The organism is Luteimonas chenhongjianii (assembly GCF_002327105.1).
In the GTDB taxonomy this organism is placed as follows: Bacteria; Pseudomonadota; Gammaproteobacteria; order Xanthomonadales; family Xanthomonadaceae; genus Luteimonas; species Luteimonas chenhongjianii.
The window spans coordinates 2541468-2564305 of sequence record NZ_CP023406.1 but is presented as its reverse complement, the minus strand read 5'-3'; the positions used below and the strand labels follow the sequence as shown (position 1 = coordinate 2564305).

Genomic DNA, 22838 nt, shown 5'->3' with positions numbered 1-22838 from the left:
CCGGCGATCGCGCCACCCACCGCTCGCGTCACTGCGCGCTGCTCGCGTCGGTCGGCGTTTCGATGCCGTGGCGGTCGTGGGCCAGCCCCATCTTGTCGGCGACTTCCTTGGGCACGTAGGTCTCGTCGTGACGCGCGAGCACCTGTTCGGCGACGAAGGTGTCGCCGTCCATGCGCCCGGTCGCGACCACCGCCTGGTGTTCGCGGAACAGATCGGGCAGCAGGCCCGTGTAGCGGACCGGAAGCTCGGCGTCGCCATCGGTGACGCGGAAACGGGCTTCCATCGAGCCTTCGGCGCGCGAGAACGAATCGCCTGCGACCATGCCGCCGAGCCGGAAGCGCGCCTCCCCGGAGGTCACCGCCGGGCCCGCGGCGCCGCCGAGCACCTCGTGCGGTGTGTAGAGATAGGCCACGTTGCGCTGCAGGGCCAGCGCGACCAGGGTCATCGACAGCGCACTGGCCGCGACGACCGCCACGACGAACAGCAGGCGGCGCCGGCGCACCGGGTTCATCGGCGGAGCTCCGCATGATCGAGCGGCGCCGCAGACGCGGCCTGCCGCGTCGCGCGCAGGCGCACCGCGCGCAGGATCTGCGCGCTGCGGATGCGCGGGGCAACGAAATCCCAGGTCAGCACCGCCATGAACACCGCGTAGGCGGCGAACACGTATTCGATGTAGCTCATCCACCTCTCCCGGCCGGCGCGCTCACCAGCGCCCGGACCCAGTCCTTGCCGGCCTCGCGGCGCAGGTTGTCGGCGCGCGCGCGCGCCAGCAGCGAACCGGCGAACCAGAATTTGGTCCCCACCACCATCCACAGCAACGGCCACAGCATGCTCGGGTCGATGCTCGATTCGCCGAATACGCGGATCGTCTGGCCCTGGTGCAGCGAATCCCACCAGTCCACCGAATAGCGGATCACCGGCAGCAGCACCACACCGACGATCGCCAGCAGCCCGGCCGCGCGCGCGGCGGTGCGCCGGTCCTCGATCGCGCCGTAGAGACCGATCACGCCCAGATAGAGGAACAGCAGGATCAGCTCGGTGGTCAGGCGCGGGTCCCAGTCCCACCATGTCCCCCACATCGGCCGGCCCCATATCGAGCCGGTCGCGAGCGTGATCACGGTGAAGGCGGCGCCGATCGGCGCGCAGGCCATTGCCAGGATCTCGCACAGCTTGATCCGCCAGATCATCGCGATCGCGGCGTAGAGCGCCATCACCGCGAACACGGCAAGGCTCATCCACGCGCTCGGCACGTGGATGTAGAGGATGCGGAAGCTGTCGCCCTGCTGGTAGTCGGCAGGCACCACGAACAGGGCGCCGTAGAGGCCCACCGCCATCGTGGCCAGGCCCAGGCCGAAACCCCAGGGCGCCCATCGGCGCGCGAAGCGGTCGAAGGCAGGGGGCGAACCGAGCTGATGGAACCAGCGGAGGACGGGATTCATTCGGTGGGGCGTGGGGGCATGGCGGGCGATCGGTCTCGTGGCGCGCATGGCGGGCATGCGGTCGTGGCGCGGCGGTCGAGCGGTGGCGCGTTGGCGTCGGTGCCCTCCAGACCCGTCGCGGGCCGATCAGTTGAGTGCGATGCGGATGGCCGCCGCCGCCGTCACCGGCGCCAGCACCAGCGCAGCGGCCAGTCCCGCGGCCAGCAGCAGCAGCCCGCCCGAGGGGTCGTGACCCTGCGCCGCGATCGCGACACTGCCGGCGCCGAACACCAGCACCGGAACGTACAGGGGCAGGGCCAGAAGCGCCAATAGGATACCGGAACGCCGCATGCCGATGGTCAGCGCCGCGACCACCGCGCCCAGCAGGCTCAGCAGTGGCGTGCCGAGCGCCAGACCCGCCAGCAGCACCGGCAACTGGGCCCGCGGCAGGCCCAGAAGTTCCGCCAGCAGCGGCGTGGCAGCGAGCAGCGGCAGGGTGGTCGTCGCCCAGTGGACCGCAGTGCGTACGAGCACCAGCCAGGCCAGGGGCACCGGGGCAAGCATCCATTGTTCGAGCGAGCCGTCCTCGGCATCGCCGCGGAACAACGTGTCGAGCGCGAGCAGGCCGGCCAGTACCGCGGACACCCAAAGCACGCCCGGTGCGACGCGCTGCAGGGTGGCGGCATCGTTGCCGAGCGCCAGCGCGAACAGCACCACGACGAGGACGGCGAACAGTGCAGGCTGCAGCGCATCTCCGCGGCGACGCCAAAGCAGGCGCAGGTCGCGCGCGACCAGCGCCGATGCGCTGCCGAGCAGGGTGGGGGCGGCGCTCATGCGACCGTCGCCAGGGCCAGCTCGCGCGTCCGTACCGGCGGCGCGGCATAGGCGCCATGCGTCGTCACCAGAGCCGCGCCGCCGTCGTCGAGCTGTGCACGGACCATGCGATTGACCAGCTCGATGCCCTGCAGGTCCAGATTGGCGTAGGGCTCGTCGAGCAGCCACAGCCGCGCCGGCGACATCCACAGGCGGGCCAGCGACAGCCGTTTCTTCTGCCCGGCCGACATCTGCCGGACCGGCAGATGGGCATGGGCAGCCAGGCCCACCAGCGCCAGCGCGCGCGCGACGTCCTGGCTCTCGCGGCAGCCCTGCAGACGGGCGAGGAACTCGAGGTTCTCGACCGCGTCAAGGTCGGCCTTCAGGCCGGGCAGATGGCCGAGATATGCCATCGTGCCGGCCCGCATCGCCCGCGCCACGGGTGTGCCGGCCACCGCCACCGTGCCGCCGTCGGCCTCCAGCAGGCCGGCCAGCACGCGCAGCAGGGTCGTCTTGCCGGCGCCGTTGCCGCCGCGGACCAGCAGGGCCTCGCCCGCGCCAACCTCGAAGTCCAGCGCCTCGAAGACCGGCCGATCGTCGCGCGAGAAGGACAGGCTGCGGGCGGCGAGCAGCGGTGGGGCGTTGGCGATCTCGGTCATGCGGCGGCGTCGGCCCGTGCGCGCGGCCCGGGCGGCCGCGCGGCCATCCTATCCGCAGCCGCGCCGCCCGTCAGCGCAGCCAGTCGACGTGCGGATCGCCCGCCAGGCCGCGGGGACGCGCGGCGTCCATGCGCAGGCGCACCGCCGTCTCGCGCGGCCACCACAGCGTGCCGAGCTGGCCGTAGCGGCGCGACAGCGCATCGAAATCCTCGACCGCCATCCCGAGCACGATCCAGCTCGGCTCGCGCCAGCTGCGGTCGGCAGCGCTGGCGAAGGCCGGCATGTGGGACAGGCCCGATGCGCGCAGTTCGGCTTCCAGAGCCCTGTCCAGGCGCCGGTTCTCGCTCGCCGGGCGTTGTATCGACAGGGGATTCCATGCCGAGAGCAGACCGAAACCGGGTGCCTCCGGATAGCGCAGGTCCAGGCCCGGTGCCGGCAGGCCGATGATGAGGTCGTGCCAGTCGTCGCGATGCTGCCAGCGATACCGGGCATCGAGATAGGCGTGCAGCAGCTCGACCAGGCGGGTGTCGTCGATGGGATGCTGGCGCTTCATGGCGGCTGTTTATCCCCGTGGTCTGCGTCCGTACACTCGTGGCCCCTCACTCACCCACGGACTGCAGCGATGATCCGCACCAAGCTGCCCAAGGTCGGGACCACGATCTTCAGCGTGATGTCGCAGCTGGCGGCGGAACACGGCGCCGTGAACCTGGGCCAGGGGTTCCCCGACTTCGACGTACCGCAGCGCCTGGTCGACGCGCTCGCCGACGCCATGCGCGCCGGCCACAACCAGTATGCGCCGATGACCGGCATTGCATCGTTGCGCGAGGCGATCGCGGAGAAGACCGATCGTGTTTACGGACATCTGCCCGATGCCGACACCGAGATCACCGTCACCAGCGGTGCCACCGAGGCGCTCTTCAATGCGATTCACGCCGTGGTGCGCGCAGGCGAGGAAGTCATCGTCCTCGATCCCGCCTACGACAGCTACGAGCCGGCGATCGAACTGGCCGGCGCCATGGCCGTGCACGTGCCGCTGGATCCGGCCACGTTCGCGCCCGACTGGCAGCGCGTGCGCGATGCGATCACGCCCAGGACCCGGATGTTGATCGTCAACAGTCCGCACAACCCGTCGGGCGCGATGTTCGGTGCGCAGGACATGCAAGCCATCGCCGAAGTCCTGCGCGGCACCGACATCTTTCTGCTGTCGGACGAGGTCTACGAGCACATCGTCTTCGACGGCGCGCGCCACGAGTCGGCGCTGCGCTACCCCGAGCTGCGCGAGCGCAGCTTCGTGGTCTCGAGTTTCGGCAAGACCTATCACTGCACCGGCTGGAAGCTCGGTTACTGCATCGCGCCGCCTGCGCTTTCTGCCGAGTTCCGCAAGGTCCACCAGTACAACGTGTTCTGCACCTTCGCACCGGCGCAGCATGCGTTTGCAAGGATGCTGCGCGAGGCGCCCGAACACTACGAGCAGCTCGGTGCGTTCTATCAGTCCAAGCGGGACGCGTTCGCCGCGCAACTGGCGGGCACGCGTCTGGAGTGCCTGCCGGTGCCCGGCGGTTACTTCCAGCTCGTCGACTATTCGGCGATCAGCGATCTGGACGATGCGGCGTTCTGCCGCTGGCTGACGGTCGAGAAGGGCGTCGCCGCGATTCCGCTGTCGCCGTTCTACGCTAGGCCGCCGGCCGGCCAGCGGATCGCGCGGCTGTGCTTCGCCAAGAGCGACGCCACGCTTGCCGCAGCGGTCGAACGCCTGCAGGCGCTGTGAGCCCGGCTGCGACGTTCGGTCGCGCCGGGACCGCGCGCGGTGTCGCTAGACTGGGCCATTGCTCATGCCACGCCTGACTTTCCGCCCCGTGACCCTCCGTCCCGCCTTCGCCGCCGCGTTGGGCCTGCTGCTGGCCGCCTGCAGTGCACCGCCGGTGGGTCCGTACACCGCCACCGATCTGTCTGGCGTGTCCTATGGCCGGACGCTCGACCTGAACGACACCCGGGGCGAGCCGCGCAGCCTCGGCGATTTCCGCGGCCGTTATGTGCTGCTTTCGTTCGGGTATACGCACTGCCCGGAAGTGTGTCCGACCAGCCTGCTCAAGGCCACGCAGATCCGCCGTGCGCTCGGCGCGGACGGCGAGCAGCTGCAGATCGTGTTCGTCACCGTCGATCCGGCGCGCGACACCGGGGAGATCCTGGAGCAGTACGTGGGCGCTTTCGGCGGGGATATCGTCGCGTTGCGCGGCGACGACATGCAGACGCGCCTCGTCGCCCAGGCGTTCCGCGTCACCTATCGCCAGGTGCCGACCAGTTCCTCGTACGCGATGGACCACACGATGGTGAATTACCTGATCGGCCCGGATGGCCGTCTACGCCTCGCCTTCCAGTACGACCAGCCGGTCGACACGATGGTGGAGGACATCCGTCGTTCGATGACCCGGGCGCAGGCCACGGGCTGACGCCGGACTCGGTATTGTCCGACTTGCGGTCCGTCTCCCCTGCGGCGTAGCCTCGGCGCGCCAGGGGGGCACTTGGGAGGAAACGGGATGACGATCAGGGTCTTCATGGTCGACGACCATGCGCTCGTGCGCGCGGGAATGCGCATGATCCTTGCCAACGAAGCGGACATCGAAGTGATCGGCGAAGCCGAAAGCGGCGAGGCGGCGTTGCCGCTGATCCGTCGGCTGAAACCGGACATCGTGCTGTGCGACCTGCATCTGCCCGGTGTCAGCGGGCTGGAAGTCACCGAGCGGGTCGTGCGCGGACAACCGGAGACGCGGGTGATCGTGGTGTCGATCCTCGAGGACGGGCCCATGCCGCGCCGGATGATCGAGGCCGGCGCCTCGGGCTATGTCGGCAAGGGCGGCGACGCCACGGAGCTCGTGCGCGCGGTACGCGATGTGGCGCGCGGTCGGCGTTACCTGGCCAGCAACATCGCGCAGAACCTGGCGCTGTCGGGCCTCGGTGGCAGCGACACGCCGTTCGATGCGCTGTCGCCGCGCGAGATGGAAGTGGCGATGCTGCTGCTGCAGGGGTTGCGCCAGGAGGACATCGCGCGACGGCTGAGTCTCAGCGCGAAGACCGTCAATACCCACAAGTCGCGGCTGTTCGAGAAGCTGCAGATCCACGATTCCATCGCCCTGGCCCGGCTTGCGAGCCAGTACCGAGTGGCGCCGCCGGAATTTGCGGTCTAGCGGAGGTCGTGCCGGGCGGCTGCGGACGGCCGGATGCCGGCGGAAGCTGGCCGGGCCAGGGCAAATCAGTTGGGGAGTGGTGCGGACGGCGCCCGTCTGTCCCTCCCGCAGGACCGACAGGCGCCTGGCCTGCCGTTATTTCGCGAATGTCGAGCAAAAAAAACCCCGGCCGAAGCCGGGGTTGTTCATGGCGGGCCTGGCGTCAGGCGTCCTGCGGACGCGGCGCCTCGCGGTCTTGGCGATCGCCGGCGGCGTCGGCAGTGGCGTCCTCATCCGCAGCCTCGGCACCCTCCGCGGCCAGTGCGGCGGGCTCCGCAGCCGGCGCATCTGCCAGACCGGCATCGCCCGGCGTCACCCCTGCGGGCTCTGCATCAGGCGCTGCGGCGTCGCCGATGCGGTCGACTTCAGGCGCCGGCTCTGGTGCGTCGAAGAGGCCCTGGCTGACCGGCTTCGATGCCGGCACCGGCTCAGCCTCGATCCGTGACGACGGGATCGGCGCGTCCGCAGCGAGCGCAGTCTCATCGGGAATCGATGCGCCCATCTCCGCTTCCGCCGGTGCGGGGGGGGCGTTCGACGTCATTTCCGGGGACACCGATTCCGCCGCCGGCCGATCGACTTCCCGCACCGGCGCGGGTGCGTCGGTTGGCGAGACATCGATCACGGCCTGGGCCGCCGGATCGGCGATCTCGGGCGTGTCGGCCTGCGCTGGATCCGGCAACGTCTCCACGGCCGCGTCCGCGGTCGCGTCGGGCGTCGGCTGATCCTGCGCCGGCTCGATCGCGATCGGCGCAGAAGCCGGCTCGACCGTCTCGGCCTCTGGCGTCGTCGCATCGGCGGGGTTCTCCGCCACGTCCGTCTCGCCAGCGGACTGCGGGGCGGAGTGGGGTGCGTCGTCGGCGGGCGTCAGCACCGCAGCGGCGGCCATGGCGGCAGGGCCGACGTGCTCGGAACGGTTGCTCTGCGGCGCAGGCGCAGGCGCGGGCGGGGCCGGCAGGTCGTCGAAGTCGAACTCCGGCTGCCCGTGACCATTCGTGACGACGGCTTCGTCGTCGCCAGCGTCGTCGGCATCCAGCGAGGACTCGTCGCCGCTGGTGCCATCGCCTGCCTTGCCACGACGGCGGCGGCGACCGCCGCGACGTCCGCGACGGCGGCGGGCATTGCTGCCGTCGTCGTCGCCCGCGTCGCCGGCGCCTGCATCGGCGTTGGCGTCGATGTCCGCACCGTCCACGTCGTTGCCATCGGTGTCGTCGCCAGTGGCCACGGCGTACCGGGGCGCGGCGGGGGACGGCGTTGCAGCAACGCCCGGAGCTTCTGATGCGGCCTCAGGCGTGGGCGTTACCGGGCCGGTCGGAGCCGGCGCCTTGCCGGCGAGCTCGACAGCGGCGGCCGACGCGACGGCCGTGATCGGCGCCTGCGCCTCGCTGACATCGCCCTCTGTCTTCTGACGCGGGCCGCGTTGCTTCTGGCGCTGACGGCGCTCCTTGCGGGCGCCGGCATCGGCGTCGGTGGAGACCGCTTCTTCGCGTCGGATTTCACGCTGGACGTCTTCGCGCGGCGGTTGCGCGACGGCCGTAGGCCGGGATTCGGCGCCAGCTGGCGCCTGTCCCTGACGGTTGCCGCGACGGTCACGGCGCTGGCCGTTGCGAGCGCCACGGTCGCCGCGGCTGTCGCTGCGCTGGCCGCCGGCATCGCTGCGCGCCGGACGTTCGGTCTGGGCCGGAGCCGCAGGCTTGGCCGCTGGCGCCGGTGGTGCGAACAGCGCACGCAGCCAGCCCATGAAACCACCGCCGGTCACGGGTGCCTTTGCGGCAGGTGCCGGAGCAGGGCGCGCGGGGGCGGGGGCAGGTGCCGCCACCGGAGCCGGGGAAGCAGGCTCGGGCCGGGGTTCACGCACCGGCGCAGGCTGGGAGGGGCGGACGTTGGTCACGGCCGGAGGCGGCACGTTGAGGTTGCTCTTGCTCAGCGCGATCGTCGCCACGCGGCGCGGCGTTCCACGCTGGTAGCTCGGACGTGCGGTTTCCTCGCCCAGTTCGTTCTCGCGAATGCGCGAAACCTCGTAGTGCGGGGTCTGCAACTGCTCGTCGGCGACGATGATGATCGGCGCGTCGTGGCGCTTCTCGATCTCGGCCAGCGCGCCGCGCTTCTCGTTGAGAAGGTAGTTGGCGATCTCCACCGGGGCCTGCACCAGCACCTGTCCGGTGTTGTCCTTCATCGCATGCTCTTCGGCGACGCGGATGATCGACAGCGACAGCGATTCGATGCTGCGCATGCGGCCATGGCCTTCGCAGCGCGGGCACACGATCTGGCTCGACTCGCCCAGGCTCGCGCGCAGGCGCTGGCGTGACATTTCCAGCAGGCCGAACTTGGAAATCTTGTTCTGCTGCACGCGGGCGCGGTCGTACTTGAGCGCGTTCTGCAGCTTGTTCTCGACATCCCGCTGGTGCTTGTTCGACGACATGTCGATGAAGTCGATGACCACCAGGCCGCCGAGATCGCGCAGGCGCAGCTGGCGGGCCACTTCCTCGGCCGCCTCCAGGTTGGTGTTGAACGCGGTCTCCTCGATGTCGCCACCCTTGGTGGCGCGCGCGGAGTTGACGTCGATCGCGGTCAGCGCCTCGGTCTGGTCGATGACCAGTGCGCCGCCGGACGGCAGCCGCACGGTGCGCTCGTAGGCGCTCTCGATCTGCGATTCGATCTGGTAGCGGTTGAACAGCGGCACATCGTCGGTGTAGTGCTTGAGCTTGCGCAGGTTGTGCGGCATCACCTGCTCGACGAACTCGCGCGCCTCGGCGTACATCTCCGGCGTGTCGATCAGGATCTCGGCGATGTCGGCGCGCATGTAGTCGCGCAGGGCCCGGGTGATCAGCCGCGATTCCTGGTAGATCAGGAACGGCGAGGGCTTGCTCAGCGCGGCCTCGGCGATCGCCCGCCAGATGCTCAGCAGGTAGTCGAGATCCCACTGCAGTTCCTCGGCGTCGCGGCCGACGCCGGCGGTGCGGATGATCACGCCCATCTCGTCCGGGATGGCCAGCACGTCCATCGCCTTCTTCAGCTCGGCGCGGTCCTCGCCCTCGATCCGGCGCGAGACGCCGCCCGCGGTCGGCGAGTTCGGCATCAGCACCATGTAGCGGCCGGCCAGCGAGATGAACGTGGTCAGGGCCGCGCCCTTGTTGCCGCGCTCTTCCTTGTCGACCTGGACGACGACCTCCTGGCCCTCGCGCAGCAGTTCCTTGATCGAGCCCTTGTTCGGGTCGACGCCGGACTGGAAGTAGTCGCGGGAGACTTCCTTGAGCGGCAGGAAGCCGTGGCGGGCGGCGCCGTACTCGACGAACGCGGCCTCGAGCGAAGGCTCGATGCGGGTGATGCGGCCCTTGTAGATGTTGGACTTCTTCTGTTCCCTGGACGGCTGTTCGATATCGATGTCGTACAGGGACTGGCCATCAACGATGGCGACGCGCAGCTCTTCTGCCTGCGTCGCGTTGATCAGCATGCGTTTCATGGTTGCGTTTCCTTACGCGCTCTCGCGCGCGGAACGCCGGGGCGTTTCGCCTGGATGAGACCTGAGGTCGCCGCGCAAGCGCAGTGACTGACCGGATTTTCCAGCGCTACGACACCACGGCAGGCCGCGGGAGCGCTCTTTCTGTTGTCTGGTGTTGCAGGCCGCGGACCGCTCGCGCCGCCCCGAGGGCCGTCGCAAATGTCGCGCGGGACGTGTTCAGCACCGATGACGTGCATCGGGCGATGGCCGGTGCTGCCGTGCAGCCGCTAACATGGCCGCCCCTGGGGCGGTGGCCGCGCACTGTCCGGAAGCCTTTGCAAGGCGGGCTTTTGGCCCGGGTTCTTTCAAAGAAATCAGCACCTTAGATCGCGGCCCGAGTGTAGCAGATAAACAGACGACGATGACTGACAACGGTACCGGCTCCGCCGGCGGCGGCGTGCGACTGGTCCGGGTTCCGGACGACCGTGACGGCCAACGCCTCGACAATTTCCTCCTCGGCCAGCTCAAGGGCGCGCCGCGGTCGATCATCTACAAGATCGTCCGCAGCGGCCAGGTTCGCGTGAACGGGGGCCGTGCCAAGGCCGAGCGCAAGCTCGAGGCGGGCGACGAGGTGCGGATCCCGCCGGTGCGGCTGGAGGCGCCGGGCGAGGCCGGCACCCCCTCGAAGGGCCTGCTGGCGGCGATGGACGCGAGCATCGTGTTCGAGGACGCCCGGCTGCTCGCGATCAGCAAGCCCTCGGGCATCGCCAGTCACGGCGGCAGCGGGATCAGCTTCGGCGTGATCGAGACGCTTCGCGCGCTGCGGCCGAACCAGTCGCTGGAGCTCGTGCACCGGCTGGATCGCGACACCTCGGGCCTGATGGTGCTGGCCAAGAAGCGCTCAGCCCTGACCCAGTTGCAGGCACTGCTGCGCGAGGACCATGGCGCCGGGATCCGCAAGCGCTACCTGGCCCTGCTGGGTGGGCGCATGCCAGACGGCACGATGAGCGTCGATGTCCCGTTGCACGTCGGCCTGCGCCAGGGCGGCGAGCGCCACGTGCAGGTCAATCCGAACGGAAAGACCTCGCTGAGCCACTTCGGGGTGCTGGAGCGCCGCGGCGGACATTCCTATTGCGAGGTGCGGATCGAGACCGGGCGCACCCATCAGATCCGCGTCCATGCCCAGCACATCGGTCACCCGGTGGCGGGCGACGACAAGTACGGCGATGACGCGCTCAACAAGCGCCTTCGCGAGCAGATCGGCCTCAGGCGCCTGTTCCTGCATGCGGCGTCACTGGAGTTCACGCTCGACGACGGGGAAGCGTACGTGCTGAACGCGCCGTTGGCCGACGACCTGCGCGAAGCCCTCGACAGGCTTCGCTGATTCCCGGTTTGGGGAGGCTCCGCGGCCGGTGTGAACTCGGCCAGCGCCGCGCGCATGCACTTGCCGAGGCGCGTAGACCCCCGGGCGATGCCCTGGCGCGGGGACGTCTAAGCGACGAGGCGGTCCGCCTTCGCTGCGCAGATGAAGTCGTTCTCGGACAGACCGCCGACGTCGTGGGTCGAATAGCGCACTTCGACCCGGTCGTAGTGCACGCCGAGGTCGGGGTGATGGTCTTCGCGGTGGGCGATGAACGCGAGTGCGTTCACGAAGGCCATCGTGCGGTAGTAGTCGCTGAAGCGGAACGTGCACGTCAGCGCGCGGCCGTTTTCGGCCAGCGTCCAGCCCGCCACTTCGGGCAGCAGTTCGCGGATCCGCGCTTCGGTCAGGCGGTGGTCGATGCCGCGGCGCGGGATGCAGTGCGCATCGCTGAGGGGAACGAGGTCGGACATCGTGCAATCTCCTGGCGGGGGACGTTCATGCGGTAGACGGCGACCGGCGCGTGCGCCGGCGCAGGCCCGCTAGAATACGCGTCATGATCAATATCACCGAAGCTGCCCAGACGCATTTCCGCAAGCTCATCGAGCGCGAGTCGCTGCCGGGCCTGGGTGTGCGGCTGTCGGCGATGCAGCCCGGTACGCCGCGCGCCGATGTCCGCCTGGAGTTCGCCGACAGTGGCGACCTGCAGGGCGACGAATGGGCGATCGACTGCGAAGGATTCACCCTGTGGCTGGACGCGTCGAGCGTGCCCTACCTCGATGGGGCCGAGATCGACTACGAGGCGCGTGCAACCGGGGGCCAGCTGCAGATCCGCGCACCCCGGATCAAGGGTGAAGCCCCGCCCGAAGCCGCGTCGCTGGTCGAGCGCGTGCGCTGGGTGGTCGAGCAGGAGGTCAATCCCCAGCTCGCCCAGCACCGCGGCCACGTGACGGTGCAGGAGGTGACCGCCGATGGGGTGGTCGTGCTGCGCTTCGGTGGGGGCTGTCACGGCTGCGGCCTGGTCGATGTCACGCTGAAGCAGGGCATCGAAAAGACCCTGATGGAGAAGGCGCCCGGGGTCACCGCGGTGCGTGACGCGACCGACCACGAGTCCGGCGACGCGCCCTACATGCCGCGCGACGCGGCCTGACGCGTCCCCTTCCGGCGCCGCCTCCGGATGTTCACCGCCTCCGACCTGATCGAAGCCCTGCGCCGGCGCCAGCGCCGCTCGATCCGGCCGGACACCCCCGCGGAGGGATTCCCGCCGGGCTGGACGCACTGGTTCGCTTCGATGCAGGCGCGCCCGGAAGCAGTCACCGGCGCGAGCGCCGACGCGATCGTCGCGGTGCTTGCCGCGCGGCCGGAGCCGCCGCGCCGGCGAGGCCGGGTACCGCCCCATGCACTCGCCGCCTGGCTCAGCCTCGTCCATCCGCTGTGGGAGCCCGGCCCGCGCGAGGACCGGGGCGCGCGCCGGTTCTCGCTGGCGGTGGCACTGTTCGCGCAGCTGCTGTGGGTGGGCGGCCTGCTGCTGCTGACCCATGCTCGCTTCGCTGTCCCGGCGCCGTCTGCGGCGGGGGAAGAGCACGTGGTGCAGGCCGTTTTCATCGGTAACGGTACGCCGGAGGAACCGGAGGGCGGGGACGCGCCGCCAGCCCCGGCACCGACCGCGCAGGTCGCGCCTGCGGCGGACCCGGCGCCGGTGGCCCCGGCCCGGCCAGCGCCTGCGCCGAACGCCCCGCGCGATACTTCGGTCACCCCGGAGGCCGTGGTCGACGCTGCACCGGTCGAGCCGGCGCCGCAGACCCTGCGGGTGACCGAAGTTCCGGCACCGGACATCGACTTCACCCTGCCGCCGCCGAGGACGGACGCCGTGCCGGAGGTGGTGGTGCGCGAACGCGCCGTGCCCGAGCCTCAGCTGCAGACCATCGAGGTTCCGGCCCTGCGCTCGCCGGCGCTGCTGGCGGAGGTACCGGCGCAGCGGCGGCAGGTCGAGGTCGAGGTGCGCGAGCGCACTGTGCCGCAGCCTGCGGAGACGCTGCGGTTGCCGACGCGCGATGCGCCGCAGATTGCCGTCGAGACGCCGCAGGCGCCGTCCCGGCAGGCGCCCGAGGTGGTCACGAGGGAACGGTCGGTCCCGTTGCGCGAGGCGCCGACGACGAGCGCACCCCCCAGCGCGCCGGCACGGCAGGCCGCCCCGAGTCCGGCGCCGTCAGCGGCCAACGAGTCCACGGCGACGACCGCGGGTAGCCGCCCGGCGCCGTCGCCTGCGCCCGGCGCATCGCCGCAGCGCGGTCTACCGCCCGGCGCCGCGCCGTCGCCGCGGACTGCCGATGATTGGGGTGATGCCGCCAGTGCCCGCGAGGGGGCGACCCCCGGAAGCGCCTCGGGCCTGTTCGGTGCCGACGGCAGGCCGCGCCTCGCAGACGGTGGGCGCGTGGGCGGGGGGTTGCCGCCCGGTACCATCACCGAGGACTTCGCCCGGATCGACCGCGAAGGGACCTGGCTCAAGCGCCCGCCAACCGATTACGAGCCCACCAGCTTCGACCGGTTCTGGACGCCCAGCGAAACGCTGCTCGAGGAGTGGGTCCGGCGCAGCATCAAGACCGTGCTCATCCCGATCCCCGGTACCAGCAAGACCGTGCAGTGCAACGTGGCCTTGCTGATGTTCGGCGGTGCCTGCGGCATCACCGATCCGAACATGCAGGACGTCGAGACCGACGGCCGTCCGCCACCGGATGTGCCGTGGAAGCCGGAGCTGCAGGAAGCCCAGGACAGCCTGCGCCGCTGAGGGCGGTGCTGGGGCCGGGTCGGCGAGCGCCGGGGCACTCCCGGCGCAGCAGCCGATCGGCCGCATCCAGAGCGCGCGTCCGCAGGGCCCAACCCCGGGCGGGGCAGGGTGACGGTAGCGCGGCGGCGACGAGCCGACGCCGGGGATTCAGCGGTCGTGCGCGCCGCGCAGATCCCGCAGCTGACGCTGCTGGGATGCGAAATACACTGCCAGGTCGGCGATCTGCTGGTCGCTGAGGCCCGCAGCCTGCTGCGACATCAGCGCGTGCTCGCGGTCGCCGTCCCGGTAGGCCTGCAGGGCATGCGCGAGATAGTCGCGGTACTGCCCGCCGATCTTGGGATAGGTCGGGTCGAGCGGCGCGTTGCCACCGGCGCCGTGGCAGTCGATGCAGGTCTGCCCGGTCGCCGCGCTCTTGAGGTTTGCCGCCGCCTCGCCGCCTTCGAGGCTGCCCTTGGGCAGCCCCGCGGACGAGCTGCCGGCTGACGCTTCGGCTTCGGGATCGTGTTGCTGGCCACCGCAGGCGACGAGCAGACACAGTGCCGCCAGGGCGGGCAGGGTGCGGAGGCCACGGCGCATCGCGGCGCCGCTCACTTGGAAAGCTCCGAAAGGAAGGCGGCGATGTCGGCGATGTCCTGGTCGGTGAAACTCTGCGCCTGAGCCTGCATGGTCGGATGCCGGCGGGTCCCGCGCTTGTATTCGTGCAAGGCGTTGACGAGGTATTCGGGCGATTGACCCCCGATCATCGGCACGTGGTAGTGCGGATAGATGTTGCGGTAGCCCTCGACACCATGGCAGCCCTGACAGGTGTAGGTCAGCTGGCGACCGGTCGCCGCATCGCCGGTCAGTGGCGTGTGCGTCGGCTGCTCGGCGGTGGTGGTCGCGGCTGAGGCCGCGGCCTGCGGCGTCTGGGGTGTGGGCGATGGCGCGGCGGGCACATCCTGGGCGGACACTGGCAGGACGAGCGGAACAAGGGCTAGGCAGGCGGCGAGCGTGAACTGTCGCGTCATCGTGGGTATCCGCAATCCTGAATGGCTGGACGTGCTGTCTGGGAAGCGTGGTCCGTTGCGCCTGCGCGCTGTATGAACCGGTACACAACCGGGCCAGTATAGCCACGCGCGCGGATCAAACCCAATCCATGCCGGCAAGGTGGGCGCCCGCGCCCGCAAGTCACCATGACCTATGGCAGATAGGCCGACATGTATTGGTGATATACCTTGCTACCACACCGCAGGGGTCACATCGAGTCCACATGTCCACACCGCATGCCTTCGCGTCCACGCGACGCGTTCTTACCGGCGCCATTCTGGTTTCCGCCGTTCTGGTCCTGTCCGCCTGCAAGGGTGGGGGCGGTGCCGATGCCAAGGCCGACGACGCCGCGGCAGCGCCGGTTCCGGTGGAAACCGAGGCGGTGGCCCGTCGCAGCGTGGCAGCGAGCTATGTAGGCACTGCGTCGCTGGAAGTCCCGCGTGGCGCCGACGTGGTCGCCAAGACCTCGGGCATCGCGCTCGAGGTTCTGGTCGAGGAGGGCGACACCGTGCGCGCCGGCCAGCCGCTGGTGCGTCTCGATCCCGATCGGGCGCGCCTGGCGGTACGCCAGAGCCTCGCCACGATGGGCAAGCTCGAAAACAGCTACCGCCGCGCGCAGCAGCTCGTGGCCCAGCAGATGATCAGCGCCAACGATCTGGACCAGCTCAAGTTCGATCTCGACACCGCGCGTGCCCAGCACGACATGGCGCAGCTGGAGCTGTCCTACACCGCGGTGACCGCGCCGATCTCCGGCGTGATCTCGCAACGCATGATCCGCACCGGCAATTTCGTGCAGATCAACACGCCGATCTTCAGCATCGTCGACAACGCCCGCATCGAGGCCACGCTCAACGTGCCCGAGCGCGAACTGCGCGTGCTCAAGCGCGGCCAGCCGGTGCGGTTGCAGGTCGATGCGCTGCCCGGCGAAAGCTTCGAAGGCGTGGTTGAACGCGTTGCGCCGATCGTGGAATCGCGCAGCGGCACCTTCCGCGTGGTCACCGCATTCGCCGGGAACGACTCGCTGCGTTCGGGCATGTTCGGCCGCATCCACATCGACTACGACGAGCGCGCCGATGCACTGGTGATCCCGCGCAGCGCGCTGCTCGACGAAGGCGAAACCGCGGTCTACACCGTGCGCGAAGGCAAGGCGGTCCGCGTGCCGGTCGAGCTGGGCTATGTCGACGGCAACATGATCGAGGTGCGCAGCGGCCTGGAAGCCGGCGATCCCGTGGTCACCGCAGGTAAGGTGGCGCTGCGCGAAGGCAGCGCGGTGCAGGTGATCGGCGAAGCGCCGGTTGCCGCGGCGCCGGCCACTGCCGACGCCAAGAGCGAAGCGAAGTAATGGTCGGCGCGCCACACGACGGCCCCGCCGGCGACGGCCCGGCCGCGGATCCGCACGCGTCTCCGGGGCGTTTCGATCTCGTCGAGTTCTCCACGCGACGCCGGGTGACGGTGTGGATGGTCGCGATCAGCATGATGCTGTTCGGCCTGATCGCGCTGACCAACCTCAAGGTCAATCTGCTGCCCGACCTCAGCTATCCCACGCTGACCGTCCGCACCGAGTACACCGGCGCCGCGCCATCGGAAATCGAAACGCTGGTGAGCGAGCCGGTGGAAGAGGCCGTCGGCGTGGTCAAGGGCGTGCGCAAGCTGCGTTCGATCTCGCGCACCGGCCAGAGCGACGTGGTGCTGGAGTTCGCCTGGGGCACCGATATGGACCAGGCCAGCCTGGAGGTGCGCGACAAACTCGAGACGCTGCAGTTGCCCCTGGAAGTCACGCCGCCGGTGCTGCTGCGATTCAATCCCTCGACCGAGCCGATCCTGCGCCTCGCGCTGACCGCAGGCGAGAAGGGCGATGCGGTCGACGAACTCACGCGCATGCGTCGCTACGCCGACGATGACCTGAAGAAGAAGATCGAGCCCGTCGTCGGCGTGGCTGCGGTCAAGGTCGGCGGCGGTTTCGAGGACGAGGTGCAGGTCGAGCTCGATCTGCAGCAGATGGCGCGCATCGGCCTGCCGATCGAGAACGTGATCCAGCGTCTGCAGCAGGAGAACATCAACCTGTCGGGCGGTCGGCTCGATCAGGGCACGCAGCGCTACCTGGTGCGCACGGTCAACCAGTTCGAAAGCGTCGAACAGATCGGCGAAATGCTGGTCGCCACGCAGTCGGGCGGCGACGACAGCGCGGCCAGCGCGGCGCAACAGATGGCGGCGATCGCAGCGGCCAGTGGCTCCCAGGCCGTGCTCGCGGCGGCGGCATCGGTGCAGAGCGCGTCGGGCGCCGGTAGCACGACGATCGCCGGCGGTCGCGCGATCCGCCTGCGCGATATCGCCACGGTGCGGCAGAGCTTCAAGGAACGCGAAAGCATCATCCGGCTCGGCGGCGCGGAAGCCGTGGAGCTGGCGATCTACAAGGAAGGCGACGCCAACACCGTCTCCACCGCCGACGCGGTGCAGGCGCGGCTGGACGTCATCCGCAAGGATCTGCCCCCGGACATGACGCTGACCGTGGTCGACGACCAGTCGAAGTTCGTGCGCGCCGCGATCCATGACGTGCGCACCGATGCGCTGATCGGCGGCACGCTGGCCGTGCTGATCATCTTCCTGTTCCTGCGCAGCGGCTGGAGCACGCTGGTGGTGAGCCTGTCGCTGCCGATCTCGATCATCACCACGTTCTTCTTCATGGATCAGCTGGGCCTGAGCCTCAACGTCATGTCGCTCGGCGGTCTGGCGTTGGCGACGGGACTGGTCATCGACGATTCGATCGTGGTGCTCGAAAGCATCGCCAAGGCGCGCGAGCGCGGGCTGGGCGTTCTGGAGGCCGCGATCACCGGAACGCGCGAAGTCGGTATGGCGGTCGTCGCGTCGACGCTGACGATCATCGCTGTGTTTCTGCCGCTGGTGTTCGTCGAAGGCATCGCCGGACAGCTGTTCCGCGACCAGGCGTTGACCATCGCGATCGCGGTCGGCGTGTCGCTGCTGGTCGCGTTGACCCTGATTCCGATGATGGCGTCGCTCAAGGGCCGGCCACCGATGGCATTCCCGGAGGAAGCGCCGCATCCGCAGTGGCATCCGGACAGCCGTTGGCAGAAGCCGCTCGCGGCGACCGGTCGCGGGATCGGTGCCGGCATCCGCGGCGTCCTGTTCGGCATCGCCTGGGCGATGGTGCGCGCTTGGCGCTTCGTGTCGGGCGGCACCGGCCGGGTCATGGGCCGCGCCAGCGATCTGGCGATGGCGCCCTACAAGCGGGCCGAGCGCGGCTACCTGCGCGCGCTGCCGGCTGCGCTTGCGCGTCCATGGCTGGTGCTGGGGACCGCGACCGGGGTGTTCCTGCTCAGCCTGCTGGCGGTGCCGTTGCTCGGCACCGACCTGATCCCGCAGCTGGCGCAGGATCGCTTCGAGATGACTGCCAAGTTGCCGCCGGGCACGCCTTTGCGCGAGACCGACCGCATCATGCGCGAGGTGCAGCAGGCCCATGCCGGTGACGACGGCGTCGAGTTGCTGTTCGGCGTCAGCGGCAGCGGCACACGGCTCGATGCGAACCCGACGGAAAGCGGCGAGAACATCGGCAAGCTCAGCATCGTCATGAGCGGGGGAGGTAGTCGCGAGTTCGAAGCGCAACAGACCGAGCGCCTGCGCGAGACAATGCAGACGTACCCGGGTGTCGCCGTCGATTTCGCCCGTCCGCAGATCTTCAGTTTCTCCACGCCGCTGGAAATCGAAATCCGTGGTCAGGATCTCGACGGCCTGGCAAAGGCCGGCCAGCGCATGGCGGACATGCTGCGCGCCAATCCGCACTACGCCGACGTCAAGAGCACGGTGGAGCAGGGCTTCCCCGAGATCCAGATCGTGTTCGATCAGGAGCGCGCCGGCGCCTTCGGTCTGACCACGCGCGAGATCGCCGATGCGGTGGTGCGCGCGGTGCGTGGCGAGGTCGCCACGCGTTACAACTTCCGCGACCGCAAGATCGACGTGCTGGTGCGCGCGCAGGAGAGCGAGCGCGACTCGGTCGATCGCATCCGCAATTTGATCGTCAATCCCGGCAGCGCGTCTCCGCTCCGTCTGGATTCGGTGGCCGACGTGGTCGCGACGGTCGGCCCGAGCGAGATCCATCGCGCCGACCAGGTGCGCGTCGCAGTGGTGTCGGCGAACCTGCGCGGGATCGACCTGGGCACGGCGATGGGCGAGGTGCGGCAGATGGTGTCGGACAATCCGCTCGGTCCCGAAGTCGGCATGCACATCGGCGGCCAGGGTGAGGAGCTCGCCGAATCGATGCGCTCGCTGCTGATGGCGTTCGCGCTGGCGATCTTCCTCGTCTACCTCGTCATGGCCTCGCAGTTCGAATCGCTGCTGCACCCGTTCGTGATCCTGTTCACCATCCCGCTGGCGATGGTGGGTGCGATCGGTGGCCTGCTGCTGACCGGCAATACGATCTCGGTGGTCGCCTTCATCGGCCTGATCCTGATGGTGGGCCTGGTGGTGAAGAACGCGATCATCCTGATCGACAAGGTCAACCAGCTGCGCGAGGCGGGTGTGCCGAAGCGCGACGCCCTGGTCGAGGCTGCGCGTTCGCGCCTGCGGCCGATCATCATGACCACGCTCTCGACGCTGTTCGGCTTCCTCCCGCTGGCACTCGCGCTGGGTGACGGCGCCGAGGTGCGCTCGCCGATGGCGATCGTGGTGATGGGCGGCCTGGCGGTATCGACCGTGCTGACGCTGCTGGTGATCCCGGTGGTCTACGACCTGCTCGACCGCAAGTCCGATGCGTTCTACGCCGAGCGTGGACGCCGCGCGCGGCTGGGCGCCGCTGCCGATCGTGCCGACGTTATGGAGACCAGCGCGACATGAGCATCGCCGAGCTGAGTCTGCGACGGCCGATCACCACCATCATGTGTTTCATCTCGATGGTGGTGATCGGGCTGATCGCTTCGGTGCGCCTGCCGCTCGAGGCATTGCCGGACATCTCGGCGCCGTTCCTCGTCGTGCAACTGCCCTATGCCGGCTCGACGCCGGCAGAAGCCGAGCAGAACCTGCTGCGCCCGGCGGAGGAGACGCTCGCGACGATGAGTGGCATCAAGCGCATGCGTGGTCAGGCGACCTCCGACGGTGCGTTCGTGATGCTGGAATTCAGGGACTGGGACCGCAACGTCGCGATCAGTGCATCGGAAGCACGCGAGCGGATCGATGCGATCCGCAGCGACCTGCCGGACGATTTCCGCCGCTACATGGTGCAGAAGTTCTCCACCAGCGATCAGCCGGTGCTGCGCCTGCGCCTGGCGGCGAACGTGGATCTGAGCGGCAGCTACGAGCTGATCGACCGCCAGCTCAAGCGCCGGCTGGAACGCGTGCCGGGCGTGGCACGCGTGGAGATCAATGGCGCGGCGCCGAACGAGGTCGAGATCGCGGTCCAGCCCGACCGTCTGACCGCGCACGGCATCGATCTCAACGAACTTTCCACGCGCCTGCGCGCGCTCAACTTCTCGGTCTCGGCCGGGCAGATCCTCGACGGCGGACAGCGTCTGCGCGTGCAGCCGATCGGTGAGATCAGCGACCTGCAGCAACTGCGGGACCTGGTGATCAACCCGCAGGGTCTGCGCCTGTCGGACGTCGCGCAGGTGCAGTTCAAGCCGCAGCGCATGGACTACGGCCGCCGCCTCGACGGACGCGCGGCCGTTGGCCTGGAGATCTACAAGGAGCGCGACGCGAATCTGGTGGAAGTCTCGCGCAACGTACTCGCCGAAGTCGAAGCGGCGCGCACCGGCGCCGGCCTGGAAGGCGTCGACGTCAAGGTCATCCAGAACATGGGGGAGGAGGTCACCTCCTCGCTGCTGGAGCTGGTGGAGGCGGGCGCGATCGGCCTCGTGCTGTCGATCATCGTGCTGTACTTCTTCCTGCGCCACTGGCCGTCCACGCTGATGGTGACGCTGGCGATTCCGATCTGTTTCATCATCACGCTCGGTTTCATGCACTTCTTCGACGTCACGCTCAACGTGCTGTCGCTGATGGGCCTGCTGCTCGCGGTCGGCATGCTGGTCGACAACGCGGTCGTGGTGGTGGAGAGCATCTACCAGGAGCGCGAACGCATGCCGGACCAGCCATGGCTGGCGTCGGTGGTGGGCACGCGCAACGTCGCCATCGCGCTGTCGGCCGGCACGCTGTGCCACTGCATCGTGTTCGTGCCCAATCTCCTGGGCGAAACCAACATGATCAGCATCTTCATGAACCAGCTGGCGATCACCATCTCGGTGTCGTTGCTGGCGTCGTGGCTGGTCGCGGTGAGCCTGATTCCGATGATGTCGGCGCGCATGAAGACGCCCCCCGCGGTCGCCAGTCCCAACGGATTGATCCCGCGCATGCAGCGCCAGTACGCGCGCCTGCTGCGCTGGTCGCTGGAACATCGTGGCTGGAGCGTGATCTGCATCCTGCTGGTCGTCGTGTTGAGCGTGGTGCCGATGACGCAGACCAAGTTCGACATGTTCGGCGATGGCGGCGGCGGCAAGGAGATCCAGCTCTATTACCAGTGGAAGGGCAGCTACAACCTGCAGCAGCGCTCCGACGAGGTGCGTCGCTTCGAAACCTTCCTCGAAGACAACCGCGAGCAGTACCGCATCCGCCAGATCTATTCGTGGTTCGGCGAAGGTGGCGATTCTGGGACCGTCGTGACCTTCAATGACGATGTCGGCGACACCAAGGCATTGTCGGAAGCGATCAGCCAGGCGCTGCCCAAGTCGGCACGCGCCGAAGTTGGCGTGGGCGGTGGCGACCAGGGCGGCGGGCAGGCCGGGCAGGGCGTCCAGGTCCAGCTGGTCGGTGACTCCTCCCAGGTGCTGCGCGAGATCGCCGATGGGGTGATCCCGATGCTGTCGCTCAATCCCGCGCTGCGCGACGTGCGCGTGGACGCGGGCGATCTCAACCAGGAGCTCAACATCCGCATCGACCGCGACCGCGCGGCGGCCTTCGGCTTCAGCGCGGAAGAGGTGTCGCGGTTCGTCGGACTGGCGCTGCGCGGCAGCCAACTGCGCGAGTTCCGCCGGGGCGAGGACGAAGTGCCGGTGTGGGTGCGTTTCGCCGGCGCCGAAAGTTACAGCGAAGCGGATATCGCCAGCTTCATGGTGCGCGCGCCCGATGGCCGGAACGTGCCGCTGACGAGCCTGGTGGACATGCGCGTGGAACCGGCGGCGAGCCGCATCAACCGCAACGACCGCCAGACCTCGCTGACCCTGCAGGCCAATCTCGCCGGCGAAACCACCATGCCCGACGCCCGCAAGGCGCTCGAGCAGGTGCTCGAGACAGTCGAGTTTCCAGCCGGCTACGGTTACAGCTTCTCCGGCAGCGGCTTCGAGGACGATGCCGCGGCAAGCCGGCAGATGCTGTTCAACCTGCTCATCGCACTGGTCATGATCTACGTGGTGATGGCGGCGGTGTTCGAATCGCTGCTGTTTCCAGCCGCGATCATGAGCTGCGTCGTGTTCTCGATGTTCGGCGTGTTCTGGCTGTTCTGGCTGACCGGAACCTCGTTCACGGTGATGGCCTTCATCGGCATCCTGGTGCTGATGGGCGTGGTGGTGAACAACGGCATCATCATGGTCGAGCACATCAACAATCTGCGCCGGCGCGGCATGCCGCGACTCGAGGCACTGGTCGAAGGCAGCCGGGAACGCCTGCGCCCGATCCTGATGACGATGGGCACTGCGATCCTCGCGATGATCCCGATCTCGCTCAGCGACACCGTGGTGCTGGGCGGGCTGGCCTACTCGCCAATGGCGCGCGCGGTGGCGGGCGGCCTGGCGTTCTCGACGGTGGTCAGCCTGCTGTTCCTGCCGACGATCTACGCGATCCTCGACGACATGCGCCACGGCACCGCGCGCTTGATCCGGCGTGCGCGGGGGGGATCGACCAGCGTCGTCGTCCGGCCCTGATGCTGACCAGCATCGGCGCAGGTGAGAGATCGCAGTTCGATCCCGCACGCGTCGGTGCCTGTGCCCCGGCGCGCTTGCGCAGTCGCCCGACTCCGGCGCGCCCCTGGCATGCAGAGCGCGCCGCGCAGGCGCCGGCCACACGAGTGCGGGGAGCCGGGTAGCGGTGGTCTGGCCCGCTGGCTTCCCGTCGCG

At 69.2% G+C, this 22838-nt stretch carries 19 protein-coding genes; 9 read left to right on the top strand and 10 right to left on the bottom strand.

Translation table 11 applies throughout. The features are described 5' to 3' along the window. Window positions 1-28: 28 nt before the first annotated feature. The 6 genes from ccmE to CNR27_RS11640 all read right to left on the bottom strand — a co-directional run bounded on the left by ccmE (window position 29) and on the right by CNR27_RS11640 (window position 3443). On the bottom strand, window positions 29-511 hold the full coding sequence (gene ccmE / locus CNR27_RS11665) for a cytochrome c maturation protein CcmE (RefSeq protein WP_096298960.1): 483 nt from the start codon (window positions 509-511) through the stop codon (window positions 29-31). Continuing rightward, window positions 508-681, bottom strand: coding sequence for a heme exporter protein CcmD (ccmD, locus tag CNR27_RS11660; RefSeq protein WP_096298958.1), 174 nt, complete (start codon window positions 679-681; stop codon window positions 508-510). Before ccmD ends, ccmE begins: the two co-directional genes overlap by 4 nt. Continuing rightward, on the bottom strand, window positions 678-1439 hold the full coding sequence (locus tag CNR27_RS11655; protein ID WP_096298956.1) for a heme ABC transporter permease: 762 nt from the start codon (window positions 1437-1439) through the stop codon (window positions 678-680). The genes ccmD and CNR27_RS11655 overlap by 4 nt, the downstream gene beginning before the upstream one ends. 126 nt (window positions 1440-1565) lie before the next feature. After that, window positions 1566-2252 (bottom strand): heme exporter protein CcmB, encoded by a 687-nt coding sequence (ccmB, locus tag CNR27_RS11650; RefSeq protein WP_096298954.1) that lies wholly within the window; start codon window positions 2250-2252, stop codon window positions 1566-1568. Then, the gene (gene ccmA / locus CNR27_RS11645; RefSeq protein WP_096298952.1) at window positions 2249-2890 is read right to left on the bottom strand and encodes a heme ABC exporter ATP-binding protein CcmA; all 642 of its coding nucleotides are present in this window, start codon (window positions 2888-2890) and stop codon (window positions 2249-2251) included. The genes ccmB and ccmA overlap by 4 nt, the downstream gene beginning before the upstream one ends. A gap of 70 nt (window positions 2891-2960) precedes the next feature. Continuing rightward, the gene (locus CNR27_RS11640) at window positions 2961-3443 is read right to left on the bottom strand and encodes a DUF3293 domain-containing protein (RefSeq protein WP_096298950.1); all 483 of its coding nucleotides are present in this window, start codon (window positions 3441-3443) and stop codon (window positions 2961-2963) included. Between the two features lie 69 nt (window positions 3444-3512). On the opposite strand from CNR27_RS11640, the gene CNR27_RS11635 reads away from it, so the two are divergent. The 3 genes from CNR27_RS11635 (at window position 3513) to CNR27_RS11625 (ending at window position 6075) form a co-directional block, all read left to right on the top strand. Next, complete coding sequence (locus tag CNR27_RS11635; protein ID WP_096298948.1) at window positions 3513-4658, top strand: pyridoxal phosphate-dependent aminotransferase; 1146 nt, start codon at window positions 3513-3515, stop codon at window positions 4656-4658. 88 nt (window positions 4659-4746) lie between these two features. Next, complete coding sequence (locus CNR27_RS11630; RefSeq protein ID WP_157745434.1) at window positions 4747-5340, top strand: SCO family protein; 594 nt, start codon at window positions 4747-4749, stop codon at window positions 5338-5340. Window positions 5341-5427: 87 nt separating this feature from the next. Then, complete coding sequence (locus tag CNR27_RS11625) at window positions 5428-6075, top strand: response regulator (RefSeq protein WP_096298944.1); 648 nt, start codon at window positions 5428-5430, stop codon at window positions 6073-6075. A 202-nt stretch (window positions 6076-6277) separates the two neighbouring features. On the opposite strand, the gene CNR27_RS11620 is transcribed toward CNR27_RS11625, so the two are convergent. Continuing rightward, window positions 6278-9574 carry an Rne/Rng family ribonuclease gene (locus CNR27_RS11620; RefSeq protein ID WP_096298942.1) on the bottom strand — a complete coding sequence of 1099 codons (3297 nt, stop codon included), beginning with the start codon at window positions 9572-9574 and terminating at the stop codon, window positions 6278-6280. A gap of 400 nt (window positions 9575-9974) precedes the next feature. On the opposite strand from CNR27_RS11620, the gene CNR27_RS11615 reads away from it, so the two are divergent. After that, a complete protein-coding gene (locus CNR27_RS11615; protein ID WP_179948247.1) occupies window positions 9975-10937 on the top strand; it encodes an RluA family pseudouridine synthase in 963 nt (320 codons plus the stop codon). A gap of 107 nt (window positions 10938-11044) precedes the next feature. On the opposite strand, the gene CNR27_RS11610 is transcribed toward CNR27_RS11615, so the two are convergent. Then, the gene (locus tag CNR27_RS11610) at window positions 11045-11386 is read right to left on the bottom strand and encodes a 4a-hydroxytetrahydrobiopterin dehydratase (protein WP_096298940.1); all 342 of its coding nucleotides are present in this window, start codon (window positions 11384-11386) and stop codon (window positions 11045-11047) included. 83 nt (window positions 11387-11469) lie between these two features. Here CNR27_RS11610 and CNR27_RS11605 point away from each other — a divergent pair, with 83 nt between their 5' ends. Together CNR27_RS11605 and CNR27_RS11600 are read left to right on the top strand one after the other, a co-directional pair. After that, window positions 11470-12063: an NfuA family Fe-S biogenesis protein gene (locus tag CNR27_RS11605; protein WP_096298938.1), complete on the top strand. Its 594-nt coding sequence runs from the start codon at window positions 11470-11472 to the stop codon at window positions 12061-12063. Between the two features lie 27 nt (window positions 12064-12090). Continuing rightward, the gene (locus CNR27_RS11600; RefSeq protein ID WP_096298936.1) at window positions 12091-13701 is read left to right on the top strand and encodes a hypothetical protein; all 1611 of its coding nucleotides are present in this window, start codon (window positions 12091-12093) and stop codon (window positions 13699-13701) included. 147 nt (window positions 13702-13848) lie between these two features. Here CNR27_RS11600 and CNR27_RS11595 read toward each other — a convergent pair whose 3' ends face one another. Together CNR27_RS11595 and CNR27_RS15340 are read right to left on the bottom strand one after the other, a co-directional pair. Then, entirely contained in the window at window positions 13849-14277 is a 429-nt protein-coding gene (locus CNR27_RS11595) for a c-type cytochrome (protein WP_157745431.1), read from the bottom strand. Between the two features lie 11 nt (window positions 14278-14288). Next, window positions 14289-14708: a c-type cytochrome gene (locus CNR27_RS15340; RefSeq protein WP_157745428.1), complete on the bottom strand. Its 420-nt coding sequence runs from the start codon at window positions 14706-14708 to the stop codon at window positions 14289-14291. 242 nt (window positions 14709-14950) lie between these two features. Between CNR27_RS15340 and CNR27_RS11585 the strand changes: the two genes are divergently transcribed. The 3 genes from CNR27_RS11585 to CNR27_RS11575 are packed head-to-tail and all read left to right on the top strand — an operon-like array spanning window position 14951 to window position 22646. Next, a complete protein-coding gene (locus CNR27_RS11585; protein WP_096298934.1) occupies window positions 14951-16069 on the top strand; it encodes an efflux RND transporter periplasmic adaptor subunit in 1119 nt (372 codons plus the stop codon). Beyond that, window positions 16069-19575 (top strand): efflux RND transporter permease subunit, encoded by a 3507-nt coding sequence (locus tag CNR27_RS11580; RefSeq protein WP_096298932.1) that lies wholly within the window; start codon window positions 16069-16071, stop codon window positions 19573-19575. The genes CNR27_RS11585 and CNR27_RS11580 overlap by 1 nt, the downstream gene beginning before the upstream one ends. Next, window positions 19572-22646 (top strand): efflux RND transporter permease subunit, encoded by a 3075-nt coding sequence (locus tag CNR27_RS11575; protein ID WP_096298930.1) that lies wholly within the window; start codon window positions 19572-19574, stop codon window positions 22644-22646. The genes CNR27_RS11580 and CNR27_RS11575 overlap by 4 nt, the downstream gene beginning before the upstream one ends. The last annotated feature ends 192 nt before the right edge of the window (window positions 22647-22838 follow it).

Excerpts from the sequence above, each read along its gene's own strand:
- ccmE (WP_096298960.1), bottom strand. The coding sequence starts at position 511 with ATGAACCCGGTGCGCCGGCGCCGCCTGCTGTTCGTCGTGGCGGTCGTC.
- ccmD (WP_096298958.1), bottom strand. The coding sequence starts at position 681 with ATGAGCTACATCGAATACGTGTTCGCCGCCTACGCGGTGTTCATGGCG.
- CNR27_RS11655 (WP_096298956.1), bottom strand. The coding sequence starts at position 1,439 with ATGAATCCCGTCCTCCGCTGGTTCCATCAGCTCGGTTCGCCCCCTGCC.
- ccmB (WP_096298954.1), bottom strand. The coding sequence starts at position 2,252 with ATGAGCGCCGCCCCCACCCTGCTCGGCAGCGCATCGGCGCTGGTCGCG.
- ccmA (WP_096298952.1), bottom strand. The coding sequence starts at position 2,890 with ATGACCGAGATCGCCAACGCCCCACCGCTGCTCGCCGCCCGCAGCCTG.
- CNR27_RS11640 (WP_096298950.1), bottom strand. The coding sequence starts at position 3,443 with ATGAAGCGCCAGCATCCCATCGACGACACCCGCCTGGTCGAGCTGCTG.
- CNR27_RS11635 (WP_096298948.1), top strand. The coding sequence starts at position 3,513 with ATGATCCGCACCAAGCTGCCCAAGGTCGGGACCACGATCTTCAGCGTG.
- CNR27_RS11625 (WP_096298944.1), top strand. The coding sequence starts at position 5,428 with ATGACGATCAGGGTCTTCATGGTCGACGACCATGCGCTCGTGCGCGCG.
- CNR27_RS11620 (WP_096298942.1), bottom strand. The coding sequence starts at position 9,574 with ATGAAACGCATGCTGATCAACGCGACGCAGGCAGAAGAGCTGCGCGTC.
- CNR27_RS11615 (WP_179948247.1), top strand. The coding sequence starts at position 9,975 with ATGACTGACAACGGTACCGGCTCCGCCGGCGGCGGCGTGCGACTGGTC.
- CNR27_RS11610 (WP_096298940.1), bottom strand. The coding sequence starts at position 11,386 with ATGTCCGACCTCGTTCCCCTCAGCGATGCGCACTGCATCCCGCGCCGC.
- CNR27_RS11605 (WP_096298938.1), top strand. The coding sequence starts at position 11,470 with ATGATCAATATCACCGAAGCTGCCCAGACGCATTTCCGCAAGCTCATC.
- CNR27_RS11600 (WP_096298936.1), top strand. The coding sequence starts at position 12,091 with ATGTTCACCGCCTCCGACCTGATCGAAGCCCTGCGCCGGCGCCAGCGC.
- CNR27_RS11595 (WP_157745431.1), bottom strand. The coding sequence starts at position 14,277 with ATGCGCCGTGGCCTCCGCACCCTGCCCGCCCTGGCGGCACTGTGTCTG.
- CNR27_RS15340 (WP_157745428.1), bottom strand. The coding sequence starts at position 14,708 with ATGACGCGACAGTTCACGCTCGCCGCCTGCCTAGCCCTTGTTCCGCTC.
- CNR27_RS11585 (WP_096298934.1), top strand. The coding sequence starts at position 14,951 with ATGTCCACACCGCATGCCTTCGCGTCCACGCGACGCGTTCTTACCGGC.
- CNR27_RS11580 (WP_096298932.1), top strand. The coding sequence starts at position 16,069 with ATGGTCGGCGCGCCACACGACGGCCCCGCCGGCGACGGCCCGGCCGCG.
- CNR27_RS11575 (WP_096298930.1), top strand. The coding sequence starts at position 19,572 with ATGAGCATCGCCGAGCTGAGTCTGCGACGGCCGATCACCACCATCATG.